Annotated in this window: 19 protein-coding genes; 5 read left to right on the top strand and 14 right to left on the bottom strand. The window is 69.2% G+C overall.

Translation table 11 applies throughout. The annotated features are described in order from the left end of the window. Positions 1-32: 32 nt before the first annotated feature. Positions 33-1037 carry a GlxA family transcriptional regulator gene (locus EJ105_RS08130; RefSeq protein ID WP_250165942.1) on the bottom strand — a complete coding sequence of 335 codons (1005 nt, stop codon included), beginning with the start codon at positions 1035-1037 and terminating at the stop codon, positions 33-35. A 230-nt stretch (positions 1038-1267) separates the two neighbouring features. Between EJ105_RS08130 and EJ105_RS08135 the strand changes: the two genes are divergently transcribed. From EJ105_RS08135 to EJ105_RS08155, 5 genes are all read left to right on the top strand, one after another. Beyond that, complete coding sequence (locus tag EJ105_RS08135; RefSeq protein ID WP_024279139.1) at positions 1268-1669, top strand: MarR family winged helix-turn-helix transcriptional regulator; 402 nt, start codon at positions 1268-1270, stop codon at positions 1667-1669. Between the two features lie 136 nt (positions 1670-1805). Further along, positions 1806-2987 (top strand): thiolase family protein, encoded by a 1182-nt coding sequence (locus EJ105_RS08140; RefSeq protein ID WP_250165943.1) that lies wholly within the window; start codon positions 1806-1808, stop codon positions 2985-2987. An 8-nt stretch (positions 2988-2995) separates the two neighbouring features. After that, positions 2996-4393, top strand: coding sequence for an MATE family efflux transporter (locus EJ105_RS08145; RefSeq protein WP_250165944.1), 1398 nt, complete (start codon positions 2996-2998; stop codon positions 4391-4393). Positions 4394-4849: 456 nt separating this feature from the next. Continuing rightward, a complete protein-coding gene (lldP, locus tag EJ105_RS08150; protein ID WP_250165945.1) occupies positions 4850-6541 on the top strand; it encodes an L-lactate permease in 1692 nt (563 codons plus the stop codon). Between the two features lie 212 nt (positions 6542-6753). Beyond that, positions 6754-7500 (top strand): FCD domain-containing protein, encoded by a 747-nt coding sequence (locus EJ105_RS08155; protein WP_250165946.1) that lies wholly within the window; start codon positions 6754-6756, stop codon positions 7498-7500. Here EJ105_RS08155 and EJ105_RS08160 read toward each other — a convergent pair. The 13 genes from EJ105_RS08160 to ahpF form a co-directional block, all read right to left on the bottom strand. Further along, positions 7497-8126, bottom strand: coding sequence for a 2-dehydro-3-deoxy-6-phosphogalactonate aldolase (locus EJ105_RS08160; RefSeq protein WP_250165947.1), 630 nt, complete (start codon positions 8124-8126; stop codon positions 7497-7499). The genes EJ105_RS08155 and EJ105_RS08160 overlap by 4 nt on opposite strands. A 17-nt stretch (positions 8127-8143) precedes the next feature. Next, positions 8144-9049, bottom strand: coding sequence for a 2-dehydro-3-deoxygalactonokinase (locus tag EJ105_RS08165; protein WP_250165948.1), 906 nt, complete (start codon positions 9047-9049; stop codon positions 8144-8146). 6 nt (positions 9050-9055) lie between these two features. Beyond that, positions 9056-9784 carry an amino acid ABC transporter ATP-binding protein gene (locus EJ105_RS08170; RefSeq protein ID WP_029558424.1) on the bottom strand — a complete coding sequence of 243 codons (729 nt, stop codon included), beginning with the start codon at positions 9782-9784 and terminating at the stop codon, positions 9056-9058. Between the two features lie 318 nt (positions 9785-10102). Next, on the bottom strand, positions 10103-10918 hold the full coding sequence (locus EJ105_RS08175) for a transporter substrate-binding domain-containing protein (RefSeq protein ID WP_038194836.1): 816 nt from the start codon (positions 10916-10918) through the stop codon (positions 10103-10105). Between the two features lie 63 nt (positions 10919-10981). Then, a complete protein-coding gene (locus EJ105_RS08180; RefSeq protein WP_250165949.1) occupies positions 10982-11635 on the bottom strand; it encodes an amino acid ABC transporter permease in 654 nt (217 codons plus the stop codon). A 13-nt stretch (positions 11636-11648) separates the two neighbouring features. Continuing rightward, the gene (locus EJ105_RS08185) at positions 11649-12323 is read right to left on the bottom strand and encodes an amino acid ABC transporter permease (RefSeq protein ID WP_024279149.1); all 675 of its coding nucleotides are present in this window, start codon (positions 12321-12323) and stop codon (positions 11649-11651) included. Beyond that, a complete protein-coding gene (locus tag EJ105_RS08190) occupies positions 12320-13498 on the bottom strand; it encodes a LacI family DNA-binding transcriptional regulator (protein ID WP_250165950.1) in 1179 nt (392 codons plus the stop codon). The genes EJ105_RS08185 and EJ105_RS08190 overlap by 4 nt, the downstream gene beginning before the upstream one ends. 152 nt (positions 13499-13650) lie before the next feature. Further along, positions 13651-14127: a transcription elongation factor GreA gene (gene greA, locus EJ105_RS08195; protein WP_250165951.1), complete on the bottom strand. Its 477-nt coding sequence runs from the start codon at positions 14125-14127 to the stop codon at positions 13651-13653. Positions 14128-14245: 118 nt separating this feature from the next. Next, positions 14246-14743 (bottom strand): GlcG/HbpS family heme-binding protein, encoded by a 498-nt coding sequence (locus EJ105_RS08200; protein WP_347881306.1) that lies wholly within the window; start codon positions 14741-14743, stop codon positions 14246-14248. Positions 14744-14847: 104 nt separating this feature from the next. After that, complete coding sequence (locus EJ105_RS08205) at positions 14848-15468, bottom strand: response regulator transcription factor (RefSeq protein ID WP_250165952.1); 621 nt, start codon at positions 15466-15468, stop codon at positions 14848-14850. Further along, positions 15465-17042, bottom strand: coding sequence for a sensor histidine kinase (locus EJ105_RS08210; protein ID WP_250165953.1), 1578 nt, complete (start codon positions 17040-17042; stop codon positions 15465-15467). The genes EJ105_RS08205 and EJ105_RS08210 overlap by 4 nt, the downstream gene beginning before the upstream one ends. 154 nt (positions 17043-17196) lie before the next feature. Beyond that, a complete protein-coding gene (locus tag EJ105_RS08215; RefSeq protein ID WP_029558418.1) occupies positions 17197-18105 on the bottom strand; it encodes a LysR substrate-binding domain-containing protein in 909 nt (302 codons plus the stop codon). Positions 18106-18143: 38 nt separating this feature from the next. Further along, a complete protein-coding gene (gene ahpF / locus EJ105_RS08220; protein WP_250165954.1) occupies positions 18144-19733 on the bottom strand; it encodes an alkyl hydroperoxide reductase subunit F in 1590 nt (529 codons plus the stop codon). Positions 19734-19762: the final 29 nt, after the last annotated feature.

The raw sequence follows: 19762 nt of genomic DNA on the forward strand, positions 1-19762 counted from the left end.
TGCCATGTCCTGAATGTCGAAGAGGCGGCAATTCAGGACATAACCGGCCGACAAGCGGGGGCGACGTGGGCGGGTGCGCCATGCGCCACCCCATCCTTCTCCCCTTCGATGTAGCGCAGGCTGCGGCGCAGGCTCTGGGGCGGGTGGCCGAAGTGGCGCAGGAAGGCGCGGCGCATGCGGTCGCGGTCGTCGAAGCCGGTGTCGCGCGCCACCACGTCCATGGCGTGACGCCCCTCCTCCAGCATGGCCTTCGCCGCCTCGAGGCGCAGGCGCTCCACCGCCTTGGCGGGGGATTCGCCGGTCTCCTCGCGGAACACGCGGCTGAACTGGCGCGGGCTGAGGCTCGCCGCCTCCGCCAGCTCCTCCACGGTCAGGGGATTGCGCAGGTTTTCCTTGGCGTAGGTCAGCGCGCGGCGGACGCGATCGGAGCGCGGCTCCAGCTCCAGCAGGGTCGAGAACTGCGCCTGTCCGCCCGGCCGGCGATGGTAGACCACCAGCTTGCGGGCGATGGTGCGGGCGAGCGCGGCGTCGTGGTCGTCCTCCACCAATGCGAGGGCGAGATCGATGCCCGCGCTCATGCCCGCCGAGGTCCAGATGTTGCCGTCGCGGATGAAGATGCGGTCGTCGTCCACGCGGATGGCGGGGAAGCGCTCCTGCAGCGCCCGCGCGTGCGCCCAGTGGGTGGTGGCCGCCCTGCCATCCAGCAGGCCGGCCTCGGCGAGGCGGAAGGCGCCGGTGCAGATGCCGGCCACGCGGCGCGATTGCGTGCCCGCTTCGGCGATGTAGGCGCGCAGCCGCGCAGGCGTTGGGGTGGGCACCAGTTCGCCCAGCACCACCAGCGTGTCGGGAAATGGACCGAGCGGCTGCGTGGTGACAGAGACCCCGAGCGAGGAGGACACGCCGCCGCCCCTCTCCGACATGAGCGTGAGGGAATAGGCCGGTCGCTCCAGCACGGTGTTGGCGAACTCGAAGGCCGACACGGCGGCCAGCCCCATGACCTGGAACCCGTCCTCGACGATGAAGCCGATGTGCCGCATGACCTGCTCCCACGTCCCGTTTCGCCGCTTAAGGCAATCTGGGACATGGAGACCCGAATGCAAGCGGCCCTGCCCGGCCGGTCGGACCAAACGGGGCGGATGACCGGAATCGCCGCGTTTTCGTCCGTCTCCGCCGGGCTGAGGCCCCGAGCTTCGTCTTCGCCAGGGCAAGGTTCGGATGCGGCGGCGGAGGCTGGACGAGGTGCCAGAGCGGGTATATACACGTATCCATGGACACCCCCTGCCACTGCGCCCGCCTGCGCCGGGCGACGCGCCGTATCAGCGCCATCTACGACGAAGGCTTCGCGCCGCTCGGCATCAACGTGGCGCAGTATTCGCTGCTGCGTTCCGTCCGCGACAAGGGCGAGGTCAGCATGACCGAGCTGGGCCGGATGCTGGAGCTGGACCGCTCCACTGTGGGCCGCAACGTGCGGGTGCTGTCCAAGCACGGCCTGGTGGAGATGCGGCGCGGCAAGGACGACCAGCGCGAGGCCTGCATCGCCCTCACCCCGCAGGGCACAGAACTCCTCAAGACCGCCGCCGAGGCCTGGCGCCGGAGCCAGAAGACGATCGAGGACCGGCTGGGCAAGGACCGGCTCGAACAGCTGCGCGATCTCCTCGCCGCCCTCTGAGGCGAAGGGGTCACACAGCTTTTCCCCGCTTTATACGGGTATCTACCCACGTCTCGTTGATCGCCCGGCCCTGCCGGTCGCCTGAAATTCCCGCGATGCCGGCCGGGCCGGGCATCGTCCATTAGAGGAGGTCGTCATGACCACGGACATCGTCATCGCCCATCCCGTGCGCACCGCCATCGGCGCCTACAACGGCACGCTGAAGGGCACGCCGGCCACCGAGCTGGGCGCCGTCGCCATGCGCGAGACTGTGCGCCGCTCGGGGCTCGATCCCGCATCCATCGGCACGGTGGTGATGGGCAACGTCATCCAGGCCGGAAACCGCATGAACCCGGCGCGGCAAGCGGCGATCCATGGTGGCCTGCCGGTGGAGGTGCCCGCCATGACGGTCAACCGCGTCTGCGGCTCCGGCGCGCAGGCCGTCGTCACTGCGGCGCTGGAGATCGCCGCCGGCGTGCATGAGGTCGCCGTCGCCGGCGGCATGGAGAACATGGACCGCGCGCCCTATCTGATGGACGGCGGCCGCTGGGGCTACCGAATGGGCCCGGCGCAGATTCTCGACAGCATGCTGACCGACGGGCTCGACGACGCCTTCTCCGGCAAGCATTCCGGCTGGCACACGGAAGATCTCGTCGCAAAGCTCCAGATCACCCGCGCCGAGCAGGACGCCTTCGCCGCCCGCTCCCAGCAGCGCTTTTCAGCCGCGCAGAAGGACGGCCGGTTCGCCGGGGAGATCGTCGCGGTGGAGGTGAAGGGCCGCAAGGGCACGGAATCCTTCGCCACGGACGAGGCGCCCCGCCCCGACACCACATTGGAGACGCTGGCGAAGCTGCGCCCGGCCTTTCGCCCCGAGGGCACCATCACCGCCGGCAACGCGCCGGGGCTCAACAGCGCGGCCTCCGCCATGATCGTCGCCGACCGCGCCTTCGCGGAGGCGAAGGGCATCACGCCGCTCGGCCGGCTCGCGGGCTATGGCGTCGCCGGGGTCGAGCCGGGCCTGTTCGGCCTCGGTCCCGTGCCCGCCGTACGCAAGGCGCTGGCGCGCGCCGGCTGGTCCCTCGGCGACATCGAGCGCATCGAGATCAACGAGGCGTTCGCCGCCGTGCCCATCGCCGTCGCGCGGGAGCTGGGCCTGCCCGAGGACATGGTGAACGTGGAGGGCGGCGCGGTGGCGCACGGCCATCCCATCGGTGCCACCGGGGCCATCCTCATCACCCGCCTGCTCCACGCCATGCGGCGGGATGGGCTGAAGCGCGGCGTCGTCACCCTCTGCATCGGCGGCGGACAGGGCATCGCCCTCGCCCTCGAAGCGCTCTGAGGCCAGCCATGTACCGCGCCCCGACAGACGAAGCGGCCCCCGCAGCGCAAGACCCCACGCCCCCGGCTGCCGATGCCAGAACCCGGCGGCTGGTGGAAGCGCCCATCGTGCCGCTCCTCATCAAGCTGGCGTGGCCCAACGTGCTCATAATGCTGGCGCAGGCCTCGGCCGGGCTCATCGAGACCTTCTTCGTGGCCAAGCTCGGCACGGCGGCGCTGGCGGCCATGGCGCTGGTCTTTCCCGCGGTCATGCTGATGACCACCCTGTCGGCCGGCGCCCTGGGCGGCAGCATCTCCTCCGCCGTGGCGCGGGCGCTCGGCTCCGGGCGGCAGGCCGCGGCGGATGCGCTGGTGCTGCACGCGCTGGCCGTGAGCCTCGCCTTCGGGTTCGCCTTCGCCGCCCTGTTCCTGCTATTCGGCCGGCAGATCTACGGCGCCATGGGCGGTTCGGGGCCGGAGCTTGAGGCGGCGCTGATCTATTCCAACATCGTCTTCCTCGGCACGCCGCTGACCTGGGCCATGAACGGGCTCGCCAGCGTGGTGCGCGGCACCGGCAACATGCTGCTGCCGGCCTTTGTCATCTGCGTCGGCGTCGCGCTGCTCGTCCCGGTCTCGCCGCTGCTGATCTTCGGGTTCGGCCCCATCCCGGGCTTCGGCATCGCCGGCGGCGGGCTGGCGCTGATCGCTTACTATCTCGGCGGAACGCTGGTGCTTGGCGCCTACATCCTGTCCGGGCGCAACCCCGCCCGCTTCCGCTGGGTGCGGCTCGACTGGCGGGTGATCGGATCGGTCATGCGGGTCGGCGCGCTGTCGTCGCTGCAGTCGATCCAGACCAACGTCATCGTCGGCGGCGCGACGGCCCTCGTCGCCTTGCAGGGTGGCGTTGATGCAGTCGCCGGCTTCGGCACGGGCGTGCGGCTGGAGTATCTGCTCATCCCGCTCATCTTCGGCATCGGCGCGCCGATGGTGGCGCTGGTGGGAACCAATCTCGGCGCTGGCCGCGGCGATCGCGCGCTCCATATCGCGCTGGCCGGCGCGGGCCTTGCCTTTGTGGTGACGGAAACCGTGGGGCTCGCCGCCGCATTCTTCCCGGAGGCGTGGCTGTCCCTGTTCAGCGCCGAACCGGCCATGGTCGCCACCGGCAGCGCCTATCTGCGCATCGTCGGGCCGTTCTACGGCTTCTTCGGCATCGGGCTGGCGCTCTATTTCGCGGCGCAGGGCACGGGGCGGCTGTTCTGGCCGGTGGTGGCCGGCTTCCTGCGCGTCGCCATCGCCCTCGGCGGCGGGCTGATCGCCCTGCGGCTCACCGGCTCCATCGAGGCCCTGTTTGCCGCCCTCTCCGTAGCGCTGATCGTCTACGCCGCGACCGTCCTGACGGCGGTGAAGACGGGGGCGTGGCTGCGGTAGGGGCTGGCCCTCACCGCACCGTCCGAACCGTCGCCCGCGCAGAGGGGGCCGCGATCCGCCAGGAGCCCGCTTGAACAGTGAGCCCGCCTGACTGGGGCCGGGCCGACGCCGCCTGCCGTCGCGGCGCGGATCATCGCCCCGCGTCGGGTGACAGCGGGCAGCCCTCCCCGCCCCAGACCTTTCCCACTGCCCCGCGCCCGTCCTGTCCAGATGCGTCGCGCCCCTCCCGAAGGGGAAGGTCTCCGCGCGCGATCCAGCCCGTCCACCCCCTGAACGGCTCCTCCGTCCGGGCCGACGCCGCGCGCCCGCCGCACCATGAAACCTCTCGCGTTTGGTCGTTGTGGTTGGACCAAAATATTCGATTACAATTCCATTTGACTTCCATTTCTGAATTAGGCAGTACCAATTCAAACTATCGGCAATTTTGGTAGTACCAAATAACAAGAGGGGGATAACGTGGAGGCCTGGAACCAGATTTATGACCCGATGGGGAACATGTGGCTGTCGAGCCTCGGCGCCGCGATCCCGATCATCTTCTTTTTCGTCGCCCTGACCCGGCTCAAGCTGAAAGGTTATGTGGCGGGAACCATCACGGTTCTTCTTGCGCTCGCCGTTGCTATCCTGCTCTACGGCATGCCGGTGCAGATGGCCCTGGCCGCTGGCGTATTCGGTTTCTTCTACGGACTGTGGCCGATCGCCTGGATCATCATCGGCGCGGTCTTTCTCTACAAGATTTCCGTCGAGACAGGCCAGTTCGAGATCATCCGCCGGTCCATCCTCTCCGTTACGGAAGACCAGCGCCTGCAACTGCTCCTCGTGGGCTTCGCATTCGGCGCCTTCCTCGAGGGCGCGGCGGGCTTCGGGGCGCCGGTGGCCATCACCGCCGCGCTGCTCGTGGGCCTCGGCTTCAAGCCGCTCTATGCCGCCGGCCTCTGCCTGATCGCCAACACCGCGCCGGTCGCCTTCGGTGCCATGGGCATCCCGATCATCGTCGCCGGGCAGGTCACGGGGCTCGACCCCTTCCACATCGGCCAGATGGCCGGCCGCCAGCTCCCCTTCCTCTCGGTGCTGGTGCCGTTCTGGCTCATCCTCATCATGGACGGCACACGCGGCGTGCGTGAGACATGGCCCGCGATCCTCGTCGCCGGCGGCTCCTTCGCCACCGTGCAGTTCCTGACCGCCAACTTCGTCGGTCCCGAACTGCCCGACATCACCGCGGCGCTCGCCACCCTCATCACCCTGCCGCTGTTCCTGCGCTTCTGGCAGCCCCGCCGCATCTTCCGCTTCGAGACGGAAGCGAAAAGCAAGGGCGGGCTGGACCACGGCGCCGCTCCGGCGCCCGCGGCCGCCGCCATCGAGCCGGCCGTAACCTACACCGCCGGCCAGATCGCCCGCGCCTGGTCGCCGTTCCTGATCCTCACGGTGTTCGTGACCATCTGGAGCATCCCGCCCTTCAAGGCCCTGTTCGCTGCGGGCGGCGCCCTGGACGGATTGGTCGCCCATGTCAGCGTGCCGTTCCTGCACAACATGGTGGTCAAGCTGCCGCCCATCGTCACCGCCGCGAAGCCGTTTGCCGCCGACTACAAGTTCGACTGGCTCTCGGCCACCGGCACGGCGATCTTCCTGTCCGCCATCGTGTCGATCGTCTTCCTCGGCATGAAGCCGTCGCGGGCGGTGGCGACCTTCGCCTCGACCATCAAGGGCCTGCTGATCCCGATCTACTCCATCGGCATGGTGCTGGCCTTCGCCTTCATCGCCAACTATTCGGGCCTCTCCTCCACCCTCGGCCTCGCGCTGTCGGCGAGCGGGCCGAGCTTCACCTTCTTCTCGCCCTTCCTCGGCTGGCTGGGCGTGTTCCTCACCGGCTCGGACACCTCGGCCAACGCGCTGTTCGCCTCGCTGCAGGCCACCACCGCGCACCAGATCGGGGTGAGCGACGTGCTCCTCGTGGCGGTCAACACCACGGGCGGCGTCACCGGCAAGATGATCTCGCCCCAGTCCATCGCCATCGCCTGCGCGGCGGCCGGGCTGATCGGCCGGGAGTCGGACCTGTTCCGCTTCACCGTCAAGCACAGCCTCGCGCTGGCGGCCATCGTCGGCATCATGACCACCATTCAGGCCTACCTGACACCGTGGATGATCCCCTAGGCAGCGAGGAGCGGAAGACTTCGACTGCCTGGGCCATCGTCCCGGTGCCCCGCAGCACCGGGACGATGCGCGTTGCGGGCTGGAAGTCCGTGCGACGGTCCGACATAGTGGGCGCGATCGCAGCCGGCTGGTCCGGCCCGATCCTCATCTGATCGGACCAAGGCAGGCTTTCACCGATGGCGTCGGCCCCCTCCCCTTCCTCTGCGCAGCGCGTGGCCGACCGGGTCGAGCTCGCCATCGAGGCGCTGATCGAGGCGCGCGGCCTTGGCGTGGGCGACCGGCTTCCCTCCGAGCGCGCCCTCTCCGAAATGCTGGGTGCCTCGCGCAACACCCTGCGCGAAGCCCTGATGCGCCTTGGCGCGCGCGGGCGCATCACCATACGCAAGGGGGGCAACATCATCGCCGAGCCGGCCGAGGCGCGCTGGACGGCCGCCGCCATCGCCGATCCGCTGGCCTCGGTGGTGGCCGGCAATCCGGGCTTCGGCCATGACGTTCTGGAGGTGCGCCGGGGGCTGGAAGGGCAAGCCGCCTACCACGCCGCGCTCCGGGCGACGCCGGACGATCTCGACGCCATCCGGCGCTGCATGGACCAGCTCGCGGCCAATCACGAGAAGGGCGACGCGGTGGCCGAGGCCCATGCGGACGCCGCCTTCCACCTTGCCATTGCGGACGCCTCGCACAACGCGGTGCTGCGCTCGGTCATGTCGAGCATGTTCGGGCTGCTCCAGAGCAGCATCTCCGAGAGCCTCGACAAGCTCTATATCGTGCCCCGCACCTATGAGCGGCTCTCCGCCCAGCACCAGACGCTGATGGACACCATCGCCGCCGGCGAGGCCGACGCCGCCCGCCGGTCCTCCGACGATCATCTCGCCTTCGTCGCCCAGACCATCCGCACCATCGACGAGGAGCGCGCCCGCCGCGAACGCGCCGACACCCTGCGCCGGACGGCGGGGATCTAGCGGCCGAACACCTCGCGCGCCGTAGCCACCAGCGCATGCGCGTCGGCCGCGATAGCTTCCACCGCCTTGCCCGGCTTGAACAGCGCCGAGCCGATGCCGAAGCCCTCGGCCCCGGCCGCGCGGTAGGCGGCCATGTTGGTGGTGTCGATGCCGCCCACGGGCAGGAGGGGAATGTCGGTGAGCACCGCGCGCCACGCCTTCACGAGGTGGGGCGGGATGCCTTCTGCCGGAAACAGCTTCAGCGCGTCGGCCCCGGCGGCGCGGGCGGCGAAGGCTTCGGTGGGGGTGGCGACACCCGGCGTGCAGACGAGGCCGGCGGCCTTGGCGGCGCGGATCACGGCGAGGTCGGCATGGGGCATCACGATGAGCCGGCCACCCGCCGCCTTCACCGCGTCCACGTCCTGCGGCGTCAGCACCGTGCCGGCGCCGATCAGCGCGCGGTCGCCGAAGGCGTCGGCGAGGATACGGATGGACTCCAACGGCTGCGGCGAGTTGAGCGGCACCTCGATGATGGTAAAGCCCGCCCCCACCAGCGCCGCGCCGATGTCTAGCGCCTCGTCCGGCTTCAGCCCGCGCAGGATGGCGACGAGGGGGCAGGCGGCAAGGGCATCCTTGAAAGCGGGCATGGATCGCACTCCTGAAATCAGATGAAGCCGGCCGCTTTGGCCACGGCGTGCTGTCCGGCCGGGCCGCAGCCCTCCGGCGCGCAAGCGTGGGGCAGGCCGAGAAGGGTCGCGGCTTCGGCATAGCGCGCGGAAAGGGCGGGGTTTGCCACCAGCGTAAAGGGCTCGCCGGCCGAGGCATCGCGCAGTTCGGCACCGATGAGAAGGCCGGAGAGCATGTCCGCGCTGTCCGCCCCCGCCAGCCGCCCGGTAAGGCCCAGCGCGCGCAGCGAGAACAGCCGGCCGAGCAAGGCCCCCGGTCCCTCGAGTTCCGCCGCCGCGTCCACACCCCGGCGGAAGCCATCGGCGGAAAAGGCCCCTTCCTCCATCATGCGGCCGAGGATGGTATGGCCCTTGAGCGCGGCGAACACCTCGCCCGTCATGTAGGTGGCGAAGGTGGCGATGCGGCCCGCTTCCACCCGCACCCATTTGGAATGGGTGCCCGGCAGCACGAACAGACCGTCCGCGACGCCGAGGCGTGCGAGGGCGCCGAGCACTTCCACCTCCTCGCCGCGGATCACGTCCGGCGCCCGATCGTCATCTTTCAGCACGCCGGGCACGATGGCGATGCGGCCGAACCCGGGCTGCGGGGGCACCTCCGCGAGGGCAGCGGCGAGGTCCGGAAGGCCGGCGGGGCAGCGGGCATAGGGCGCCTCAACCCAACCCTGCCGGCTGCCCACCATGCCGGAGAGCAGCACCGGGAGCGGGCCGTGGTCGCGCGTCCAGTCGCTCGCGATGGCGGCGAGCACCCCGGGAAAGCTCAAGCCGCCCAACGCCATGATGCCCTGCCCGCTCGCCCGGCTGGCAAGCACCTGTCCGTCCGCCGCCATGAGATAGGCGCGGAGCGAGGAGGTGCCCCAGTCGCAGGTGATGAGCGCGGGTGTCATCTGGCGTCAGTGGTGCAGGATCTGGCCGAGGAAGGTGCGCGTGCGCTCGCTCTTCGGGTTGGCGAAGAAGGTGGCGGGCGGCCCCTCCTCCACGATCTCGCCCTTGTCCATGAAGATCACCCGGTCGGCCACCTGCCGCGCGAAGCCCATCTCATGGGTCACGCAGATCATGGTCATGCCGTCCTGGGCCAGCGAAATCATGGTGTCGAGCACCTCCTTCACCATCTCGGGGTCGAGGGCGGAGGTCGGCTCGTCGAACAGCATCACCTTGGGCGCCATGCACAAAGCGCGGGCGATGGCCACGCGCTGCTGCTGGCCGCCGGAAAGCTGGCCGGGATATTTGTTCGCCTGCTCGGGAATGCGCACGCGCTCCAGATACTTCATGGCGATGGCCTCGGCCTCCTTGGGCGCGAGGCCGCGCACCTTGCGGGGCGCCAGCGTGCAGTTCTGGAGCACGGTGAGGTGCGGAAACAGGTTGAAGCTCTGGAACACCATGCCCACCTCGGCGCGCACCTTGTCGAGCCCGCGCGAGGATTTGCCGACCTGCGTGCCATCCACCACGATCTCACCGCCCTGGTGATGCTCCAGCGCGTTGATGCAGCGGATGAGCGTGGACTTGCCGGAGCCGGACGGCCCGCAGATGACGATGCGCTCGCCCTGATGCACGTCCAGGTTGACGGCCTTCAGCGCGTGGTAGGTGCCGTAATATTTCTCCACGCCCGCCATGCGGATCATGACGGGGCGCGCGTCGCCGGCGGGCGTGCTGTCAGCAGGGGCGGGAGTGAGCATGGCTAGGCCCTTCTCGTGTCTGTCGATGTCCGCGTCGGACGCCGGTCTTATATGTGCTGTCATGCCCCGGCTTGTCCGGGGCATCCACGGCCCCGCCTGTCGGGTGGCCGAAGTCCGAAAGCCAGCCCGGCCGCAGGGTGGATCCCCCGGAACCCGGCCATTGCCGGGTTCCACCCTGACAACCGGGAGTCGGCAACAGCCGACTTCCGGACAAGCCGGGGGATGACGCTTGCGTAGACCGGGCATGACGACGGCTGAGGACGTTCAAAACGTCGGCATCGTCGGCAGCGGCACCTTGAACCACTTCTGGTTGATGGCGTCGAGCTCGCCATTGTTCTTCACGAAGTAGAGGAAGGTGTTGATCCACTGGAGAAAATCGGTGGAACCCCGGCGCACGGTGATGCCGTTGTACTGGCTGCGCAGGGTGATCTTCTTCTCGATGCCCATGTCCGGGTTCGCCTCGGCGAGCTGGGTGCCGACGAGGTTGTTGGCGCCGAGCAGGTCCACCTGACCGGAGAGGAAAGCCTGGGCGGCGGTGGCGTCGTCGTCGAAGCGCATGATGGTGGCGCCCTTGGGCACGGCGGCGGTGAGCGCCGTATCCTGGGTGGAGGCGCGGGCCACCGCGATCTTCTTGCCCACCGTCTGGTCCATGCTCTTGATCTCGGTCTTCTTGGGGCCGATCAGCTGGATCTCGATGGTGGAATAGGGGATGGAGAACATCACCTGCTTGGCGCGCTCGGGCGTGATGCCGAACACCGCCACCAGCACGTCCACCTTGTTGGTGAGCAGGTACGGGATGCGGTTCGGGCCGGTCACGGGCACCAGCTCCACCTCGACGCCGAGGTACTTGCCCATGAGGCGGGCGACGTCGGCATCATAGCCTTCCGGCTTGCCCTGGGTGTCGAGCAGGCCGAAGGGGGCCACGTCCACCAGCATGCCGACGGTGAGCTTCTTCTTCGACAGGATGTCGTCGATGCTCTGCGCCGAGGCGCCGTGGGAGAGGCCGGTGGCGGCGAGCGCCGCGAGGCCCAGCGCCGCGACGGCGCCGCGCGCGCTCTTCAGGATGGTGCCGAAAGTCATCGTCTCTTCCTCCATCTGTGCCGCATGCGGGGCGGCCTTGGTCTTGAGGGTCAACCTGAACCGTCACCGCGACACGGTGCCGAAACGCTTTTCGAGGTGGCGGGCATAAAGCGAGAGCGGCCAGCACAGGGCGAAGTAGATGGCCGCGACGATGCCGAACACGAGGAACGGCCGGAAGGTCGCGTTGTTCACGATCTGCCCGGCGCGGGTCAGCTCCACGAAGCCGATGATGGAGGCGAGCGACGTGCTCTTCACCAGCATCACCAGGAAGCCGACCGTGGGGGCCACCGCGATCTTCGCCGCCTGTGGCAGGATGATCTCGCGCATCCGCGTCACATAATGCAGGCCGAGCGCGGTGGAGGCCTCCCACTGGCCCTTCGGGATGGCCTGGATGCAGCCGCGCCAGATTTCGCCGAGGAAGGCGGCGGCATTCAGCGTGAGGCCGATGGCGGCGGCCGCCAGCGGGTCCACCGAGGCGCCGACCATGGTGGCGCCGAAGAACACGAGGAACAGCTGCATCAGCAGCGGCGTGCCCTGGAAGACGAGGATGTAGGCCCCGGCCGTCGCCCTGAGCCATTGCCACGGCGCGGTGCGCGCGAGCGCCACGAGGAGCCCCAGCGCCGCCCCGCCCGCGAAGGCGATGGCCGAGAGCAGCAGCGTCCAGCGCACGGCGGAGAGCAGGAAGAAGAATTCGGCGGAGGTGAACTGGCGGATCATGTCGCTCCCCTCCTCAGCGTGCGGCGTCAGTGCGCGCGAACACCGCGCGGTAGATGAGCGCGAAGGCGCCGGCGAACATCAGCGACATGGCGAAATACATGCCCGTCACCACGATGTAGATCTCGAACGAGCGGAAGGTCTGCGATTGCAGGTTGTTCGCCACCGCCGTCAATTCCTCGGCCGAGATGGCGGAGACGACGGAGGAGGTCAGCATCAAAAGGATGAACTGGCTGGTGAGTGACGGGTAGATCGCCTTCAGCGCCGGGAACAGCACCACATAGAGGAAGATCTGCAATCGCTTGAGGCCCAGCGCCAGCCCGGCCTCGATCTGCCCCTTGTGGATGGTCTCGATGCCGGCGCGCACGATCTCGGTGCAATAGGCGCCGGCGTTGATGACCATGGCCAGCAGCGCCGCCTCGTTGGCATCGAGCCGGATGCCGGCACGCGGCAGGCCGAAGAAGATGATGAAGATCTGCACCAGGAAGGGCGTGTTGCGGATCACTTCCACATAGACATCCACCAGCCAGCGCACCGGGCGCGGCCCCTGCGTCTTGCCCAGCGCACAGAGCACCGCCACGGCGAGCCCCAGCAGCATGGCGAGGCCCGAGAGGCGGATCGTCAGCCAGGCGCCGAGCAGCAGCTCGGGCCAGGCATTGAAGACGTCTCCGAACTGGAAGACGTAGTTCATCTTGCGCCTCCTGTCGGGCGATGGGCGGGCGGGCGGCGGACGGCGGGTGTATCGGCAGCTTTCCCCGCGCCGCACGACTGGCGGATGACGAGGCGGGGCGGCACGATGATTTCTTCCCGCGGGCGCTCGGGATGGGCGATGCGACGCAGCAGCAGCCGCGCGGCCTCGCGCCCGACCACGCGGGGATCGGTGGTGAAGGTGGTGAGCGCGGGGCGGTGCAGGCCCGCCTCGTCCACGTCGTCGCAGCCCACCACGGCCACGTCCCGGCCCGGCACGAGACCGTGCTCGTCGAGGGCGAGCATGACGCCGAAGGCCACCACGTCGTTGTAGCAGACGATGGCCGAGGGGATGTCGCCCTTGGCCAGAAGTTCACGGGCCAGGAACTCGCGCGCGGCGGCATAGCCGGAGGAGCGGTCGATCACCGCGCAGGGCACCACCGGCCCGCTCTTCAGCTTGTGGCGGCGCAGGGCGCGGTGGAAGCCGGCCATGCGCTCGGTGAGCGGCGCGATGCGACGCACGCCGCCGATGAAGGCGATGTTGCGATGCCCGAGCGAAATCAGGTGCTCGGTGATGAGTTCCATGCCGGCGCCATAGTCCGGGCCGACATAATCGGCGGGAAAGCCCTCCACGCGGCGCTGCGCGAGCACGCAGGGCATGCGCGCGCAGGCCCCCTCCTCCAGCGCATCGGCGCGGGTGTTCTCGGATGCGACCACCACGAGCCCGTCCACGCCGTGCTCCTGCATCCGCAGCAGCACCTCGCGCTGGCGGGTGGCATCTTCCGCGGCGTTGCCGATGAAGGCCATGTAGCCTTCGGTGCCCAGCACCTCGTCGATGCCGGCGGTGAACTGGGCGAAGTTGGGGGTGATGATCTCGCACAGCACGAGCCCGACCGTCCGCGAGGCGCCGGAGCGCAAATTGGCGGCGCTGCGATTGTAGACATAGCCGAGGCCGGCCATGGCCTCCTCAACCTTGGCGCGGGTTTCCGCCTTCACCAGCGGGCTCTTGCGCAGGACGAGGGAGACGGTGGCGCGGGAGACGCCGGCATGGACCGCCACATCCTTCAGCCGCACGCGCAGGCCACCGGCGAGCGGCGCCTCGTCCGGCAGATCGGCCGGCTCGGCAGCATCGCGGGCGGCCGGCAAGCGGCGGCCCTGTGGCCCCTTGGCACCCTCCACGCGCAGCCTCCTCGCCGGTAATGGGTTCTTAACGAACCTCTCGACGGCCCATGTCTAGGAGACTGCGCAGGGTGCGGTCAACGAAAATTTAGATCGATCTAAATGCTGCGCCGCAATGCTCGCGGCCGGCGCGCCGAAGCGTTGCCTTAGGGTCAGGCGATGGCGATGACTTCCACCTCGCGCCCGGCCACCAGCGCCACATCGCCCACGGCCTTGCCCATCACGGCGGCGGCGAGCGGCGAGACATAGGACACGGAGCCCTTGGCCGGATCGGCCTCGTCCTCGCCGACGATACGGAAGGTCTGGCGGCGGCCGTCCTCGCGGTCGAGGGTCACGGTGGTGCCGAACTGGACGGTCTCGGGATTGGGAGGAGTCTCGATGAGCTGGGCGGTGGCACGGCGGGCGCCGTAATAGCGCAGGTCGCGGGTGGCGCGGGCCATGGCCATGCGGTCGGCCTGCACGTCGCCCATCTGCGCCTCGGAATAGGCGGCGCGCGCCTCCGTCAGCGCCGCATCGAGCGCGGCGAGGCCGCTCGCCGTCACAAGGTTCGGATGCGGCGAGATGGGCCGGTCCGGCAGGTCGGCGGCGGTGGCTTCGAGGTCGGTCTCACGCGTGAAGGCAACGGACATTCAAAAGCAAATCCCGGAGCTTGAGGCATCGTCCCCCAAAGTCAGGAGGAGCATTGACCTAAGCATCCGGGACCAAGCTTGCAACCGGCCGCCGTCGCGCGGTAGCCGGCGGTGCCATTCACTTGAGCTGGGATTCGACCTTGGCGATGGCGGCGAGCGCGCAGGCCTCGTCGAGGTTGCCGCCGGGCGCGCCGCCGATGCCGACCGCGCCGATGGTCTCGTTGCCCACCTTCACCGGCACGCCTCCACCCAGCACCAGAAAGCCGTCGATGGCCACGAGCTGCGCAGAGGCGGGGTTCTTCTGCACGTTCTCGACGATCACCGTGGTCGGGGTGCGGGTGGAGGCGGAGGTGAAGGCCTTGCGGCGCGCCGCCTCGACCGTGTGCGGGCCGGCATTGTCGGCGCGGGCGAAGGCCCTCAGGACGCCGGCGCGATCCACCACCGCCACCGACACGTTGTAGCCCTGCGCCGCGCAGGCCGCGACGCCCTCCCGGGCGATGTCGAGGGCGATCGCCAGCGGCATGTTCCGCTCCTGCAGCGCCTGGGCCGCGACGGGGCCGGCGAGCGTGGCGAAGGTGGCGGAGGCAGCGGCGGCGAGGAGGAGGCGTTTCATCATCGGCCCTTTCTTGGTGGCCGCGCGAGCGACCGGAGATTTTTCCGCGCCGGGCGATGGCGCTGAGCCTCTCTAGGCCGGGAGAGCCGCGCGCTGAATCCGTCGCCTCACCGGGCAGGATCGGTAGAACTACCTAGGACGCGGGCGTTCAGCGTCATCCGCACGAAATCCGCCACGGAGGAAGTACCAAGCTTTTCGGCGATGTTCGCCCGATGGGCGTCGATGGTGCGCGGGGAAACGCTGAGCGCGGCAGCGACTTCCTTGGTCGCCCAGCCGCGGCACACCATGTCCAGCACCTCGCGCTCGCGCTCGGTGAGGCTGGCGAGGAGGGAAGCCGCCTCGCGCCGCTCCATGAGGGCATCGAGGGCGCGGGCGGCGGTGCCGAGGGCATCGAGCAGCACCTGCTCGTCCACCGGCTTGGTCAGGAAATCCACCATCCCGGCGCGGAACGCCCGTCGGCAGGCGTTGACGTCGCCATGGCCGGTAATCATCACCGCCGGCCAGTCGATGCCCCGCGCGGCCAGCTTCTCCTTGAGCTGGATGCCGGAGATCATGGGCATCCTCAGGTCGAGCAGGAGGCAGCCGGGGCGCGCCGGGTCCACATGGGCGAGGAAGGTCTCGGGATCGGCGAAGGCTTCCACCGTCATGCCGTAGGTGGAAAGAAGCAGCGTGAGGGCCTGCCGCACGGCGGCATCGTCATCGACGAGATAGACGCGGGGAGCGCTCACTGCGCCGCCAGCCGGCGTTCGGCCAAAGCGGGAAGGCTGATGAGGAAGGATGCCCCCTCCCCCGGCCGCGCCTCGGCCTCGATGGTGCCGCTCGCCCGCTCCACCAGCGTGGCGCACAGGGAAAGGCCCAGCCCCATGCCCTCGCTCTTGGTGGTGAAGAAGGGTTCGAACAGCCGGGGCAGGACGTCCGCCGAAATGCCCTTGCCGGTATCGCTGACGCGGATCGCCACCGTCTCGCCGGCATCGAAGGTGCGGATCAGGATGCGCTTGTCCGGCCCGTCGCGCTCCTCGAGGCTGTCCGCCGCATTGCGGATGAGATTGTGCAGCACCTGCTCCAGCTCCACCGGATCCGCGTTGGCCAGCGGCATGGGGCGTTCCAGATCCAGTTCCAGCGCGATGCCGCGACGGGCGAGGTCGGCGCGGGCGAGAGTCGCGGCGTCGTCCACCACGTCGCTGATGTCCACCGCCGTGCGCTCGCTGGCCCGGCGGGCGATATAATCGCGCATCCGCCGGAGGATCTCACCGGCCCGGCGCGCCTCCCGCACATTGGCGTCGAGCGCCTCGGAGAGCCGCACGGGGTCGCCCTCTGGACCGGACAGGCGCAGCGCCGCCTGGCTCTGGCTCAACAGGGCGGTGAGCGGCTGGGTGAGCTCGTGGGCGATGCCGGAGGCGAGCTCGCCCAGCGAGTTGACCCGCGCGGCATGGGCGAGCTGCGTCTCGCGCTCCAGCAGGCGGCTGCGCTCCTCCGCCAGCGCGGCGAGCTGCTGGGAGTGGCGGGCCTCGTGCCGCTGGATCAGCGTGTAGCGCCCGGCGAACAAGGCAAGGAGCGAGAACAGGGCGAAGGCCGCGACCGGCACCGGGGCGACGGCCCTGTAAAATGAGACCGGCCGCTCGATGCCGAGATTGACCGGTTGGGTGGTGCTGTCCGCCGGGCGGAAGAAGGTGAGCGTCGCGAAGGCGCCGGGCTCGGCCACGGGCGGGCGACCGGTCAGCGCGTACGGCCCGAGGCTCAGGCTGATGCGGTCGCTGGAGAGCCGCTCCTCCGGCGTCAGCAGGCCGTTGGGATCGATCTCCAGGATGATGGCGAGGCGCCGGTCGCTGCCCGCGCGCTTGCCGAGGAAATAGTGCTCGGGGTGATCGGCTTCCACATAATAGCGCGCCTCCCCCGCCCTCTGGCCGAAGACGAGCTGGGCGAACCGGGGCATCACCGTGCCCTCCATCTCGGCCGGCACGGCGACCAGCGTCTCGATGACCTGATCGGGGGTCATCTCCAGCACCCGGATGGAGAGGATGCGGCGGTAATAGCGCATGATGCCGGTCGCCACCTGCCGGACCGTCTCGGCCGGCGGCGGATCGCTCGCCTGCACCAGCGCGGCGAGGCTGGTGAGATGGGCGTCGTGCTGGGCGACCCGCTGGGACAGGAGCCGATGCAGGGCGACGCCCTCGGCCTCGACCTCCGCATCGGCACGCGAAAGGTTGCTCCGGATCATCAACATCGCGAAAACCGCGACGAGGCCGACCCAGACCAGAAGGAGAGCAGCGACGGACCTGAACGCGAAGGTACGCCGGATCACTGCTTCGACCTCCCTCCCCCTGGGGGCTGATTTGCCGGCTCGAACTTCAGCCTTCTAGCACCGGTTGAAGGGCGCGGAAATCGACGAGGGGCGTGCGCGCGGAAATTTCAATACGGCCGGTAAGGGGTGCCGCAACGGCACAATCGAGGGCCGCTCAGTGGCGCAAGGTCAGCAGGTCTTCCGGCAACCCGCGGCAGATGTCGGCCACCTGATGCAGCAATTGCCCCAGCGCCGAGGTCTTGCGCCAGAGCAGCGCGATCTGCCGGCTGGGGCGGGAATCCGAAAAGGCGAGCAGGTGGATATTCTGGGCCGGAGGCACCGGATTGCGCGTCGCGAGCATGGGCAGGAGCGTGATGCCGACGCCCGCCGCCACCATCTGGCGCAGGGTTTCCAGGCTGGTGGCGCGGAACTCGGACTTCTCCCGCGCGCCGGACTGGTGGCACACGTCCAGCGCCTGATCGCGCAGGCAGTGCCCCTCCTCCAGCAGCATCAGGTTCTGGCCAGCAAGCTCCGCGACCCCCAGCGTGTCCCGCCCGGCGAGGCTGTGACTGCCCGGGACCGCGAGGAGAAACGGCTCCTCGAACAGGAATTCACTGTGGAAATGGCTGTCATGCACCGGCAGCGCGAGGAATGCGGCATCCAGCGTGCCGAGGTTCAGCCGCTGGATGAGGTTGGCGCTCTTTTCCTCGAACAGCAGCAGCTCCAGCTCGGGAAACCGCTGGCGGATCAGCGGCACCACATGGGGCAGCAGGTACGGGCCGAGAGTGGGGAACACGCCGAGCTTCAGCGCCCCGCCCTCCGCATGGCGGCTGCGGTGGGCCGCCTCCTTGAGCTGCTCCACCTCGGTGAGGATGCGCCGCGCGCGTTCCACCGCGTCGCGGCCGGCGGGGGTGAGCATGGCCTTGCGCGGCGTGCGCTCGATGAGGGCCACGCCCAGCTCCTCCTCCAGCTTGCGGATCTGGGTGGAGAGGGTGGGCTGGCTGACGCTGCACAGCTCCGCCGCCCGGCGGAAGCTGCGGGTGTCGGCGAGGGCGAGGAGATATTGCAGCTCGCGCAGGGTCATGGTGTCCGGCCCGCCGCCGGTCCGGTCATGCGGCCCAATCAGGCGGCCCTGACGGCCGCCTCCTTGTCCTCGGCGGGGGCGCTGGTGCGGATCAGGTGATCGAAGGCGGACAGCGAGGCCTTCGCCCCCTCGCCCAGCGCGATCACGATCTGCTTGTAAGGCACGGTGGTGCAGTCGCCGGCCGCGAACACGCCAGGAACCGAGGTCTGGCCATGGGCATCCACGACGATCTCGCCGCGCGGAGAGAGGTCCACCACGCCCTTCAGCCACTCGGTGTTGGGCAGGAGGCCGATCTGCACGAAGATGCCTTCCAGCTCCACCGTGTGGATGTCGCCGGTGTTGCGGTTCTCGTAGGTGAGGCCGCTCACCTTCTGCCCGTCGCCGAGCACCTCGGTGGTGCGGGCGGAGGTGAGGATGGTGACGTTGGCGAGGCTCTTGAGCTTGCGCTGGAGCACATCGTCGGCGCGCAGCTGGCTGTCGAACTCGATCAGCGTCACATGGGAAACGATGCCGGCGAGGTCGATGGCCGCTTCCACGCCGGAATTGCCGCCGCCGATGACCGCCACGCGCTTGCCCTTGAACAGCGGACCGTCGCAATGGGGGCAGTAGGCCACACCCTTGTTGCGATAGGCGTCCTCGCCGGGCACGTTCATCTGCCGCCAGCGGGCGCCGGTGGCGAGGATGACAGTGCGCGAGCGCAGGCTGGCGCCGTTGGCGAATTCCACCTCCACCACGTCCTTGCCCGGAACGAGCTTGACGGCGCGCTGGAGGTTCAGGATCTCCACCTCATACTCGCGCACATGCTGCTCCAGCGCGGCGGCGAGCTTCGGCCCCTCGGTGTAGGGGACGGAGATGAAATTCTCGATGGCCATGGTGTCCAGCACCTGCCCGCCGAAGCGCTCGGCAGCGACGCCGGTGCGGATGCCCTTGCGGGCGGCATAGATGGCGGCCGTCGCGCCGGCCGGGCCACCGCCCACCACCAGCACGTCGAAGCGGTTCATCTCGCCCATGCGCTTGGCGTCGCGGGCGGCCGCGCCGGTGTCGAGCTTGGCGACGATCTCCTCGATGCCCATGCGGCCCTGTCCGAAGACCTCGCCGTTGAGATAGACGGTGGGCACGCTCATCACCTGACGTGCATCCACCTCCGCCTGGAACAGGGCGCCGTCGACGGCCACATGCTTCACCCGCGGGTTCAGCACGGCCATGAGGTTCAGCGCCTGCACCACGTCCGGGCAGTTCTGGCAGGACTGGGAGAAATAGGTCTCGAACACGAAGTCGCCGTCGAGCGCCTTCACCTGCTCGATCACGGCCTCCTCAACCTTGGGCGGATAGCCGCCGACCTGGAGCAGCGCCAGCACGAGGGAGGTGAATTCGTGGCCCATGGGCAGGCCGGCGAAGGTAAGGGAAATGTCGTGGCCGGGGCTCGACAGGGAGAAGGATGGCACGCGCGCGCCCGGCTCCTGGTGCTCCCGCACGGTGATCTTGTCGGACAGCCCGGCGATATCGGCCAGAAGCTCGCTCATTTCCTTCGACTTCGGCCCGCCATCCACTGCGGCGGTGATTTCGACGGGGCGGACCACGCGCTCCAGATAGGCCTTGAGCTGGGTCTTCATGGCAGAGTCGAGCATGGCAATCCTCCGGCAGAAAAACGCGCCGG

It is taken from the genome of Xanthobacter aminoxidans, assembly GCF_023571765.1.
Taxonomy (GTDB): Bacteria; Pseudomonadota; Alphaproteobacteria; order Rhizobiales; family Xanthobacteraceae; genus Xanthobacter; species Xanthobacter aminoxidans.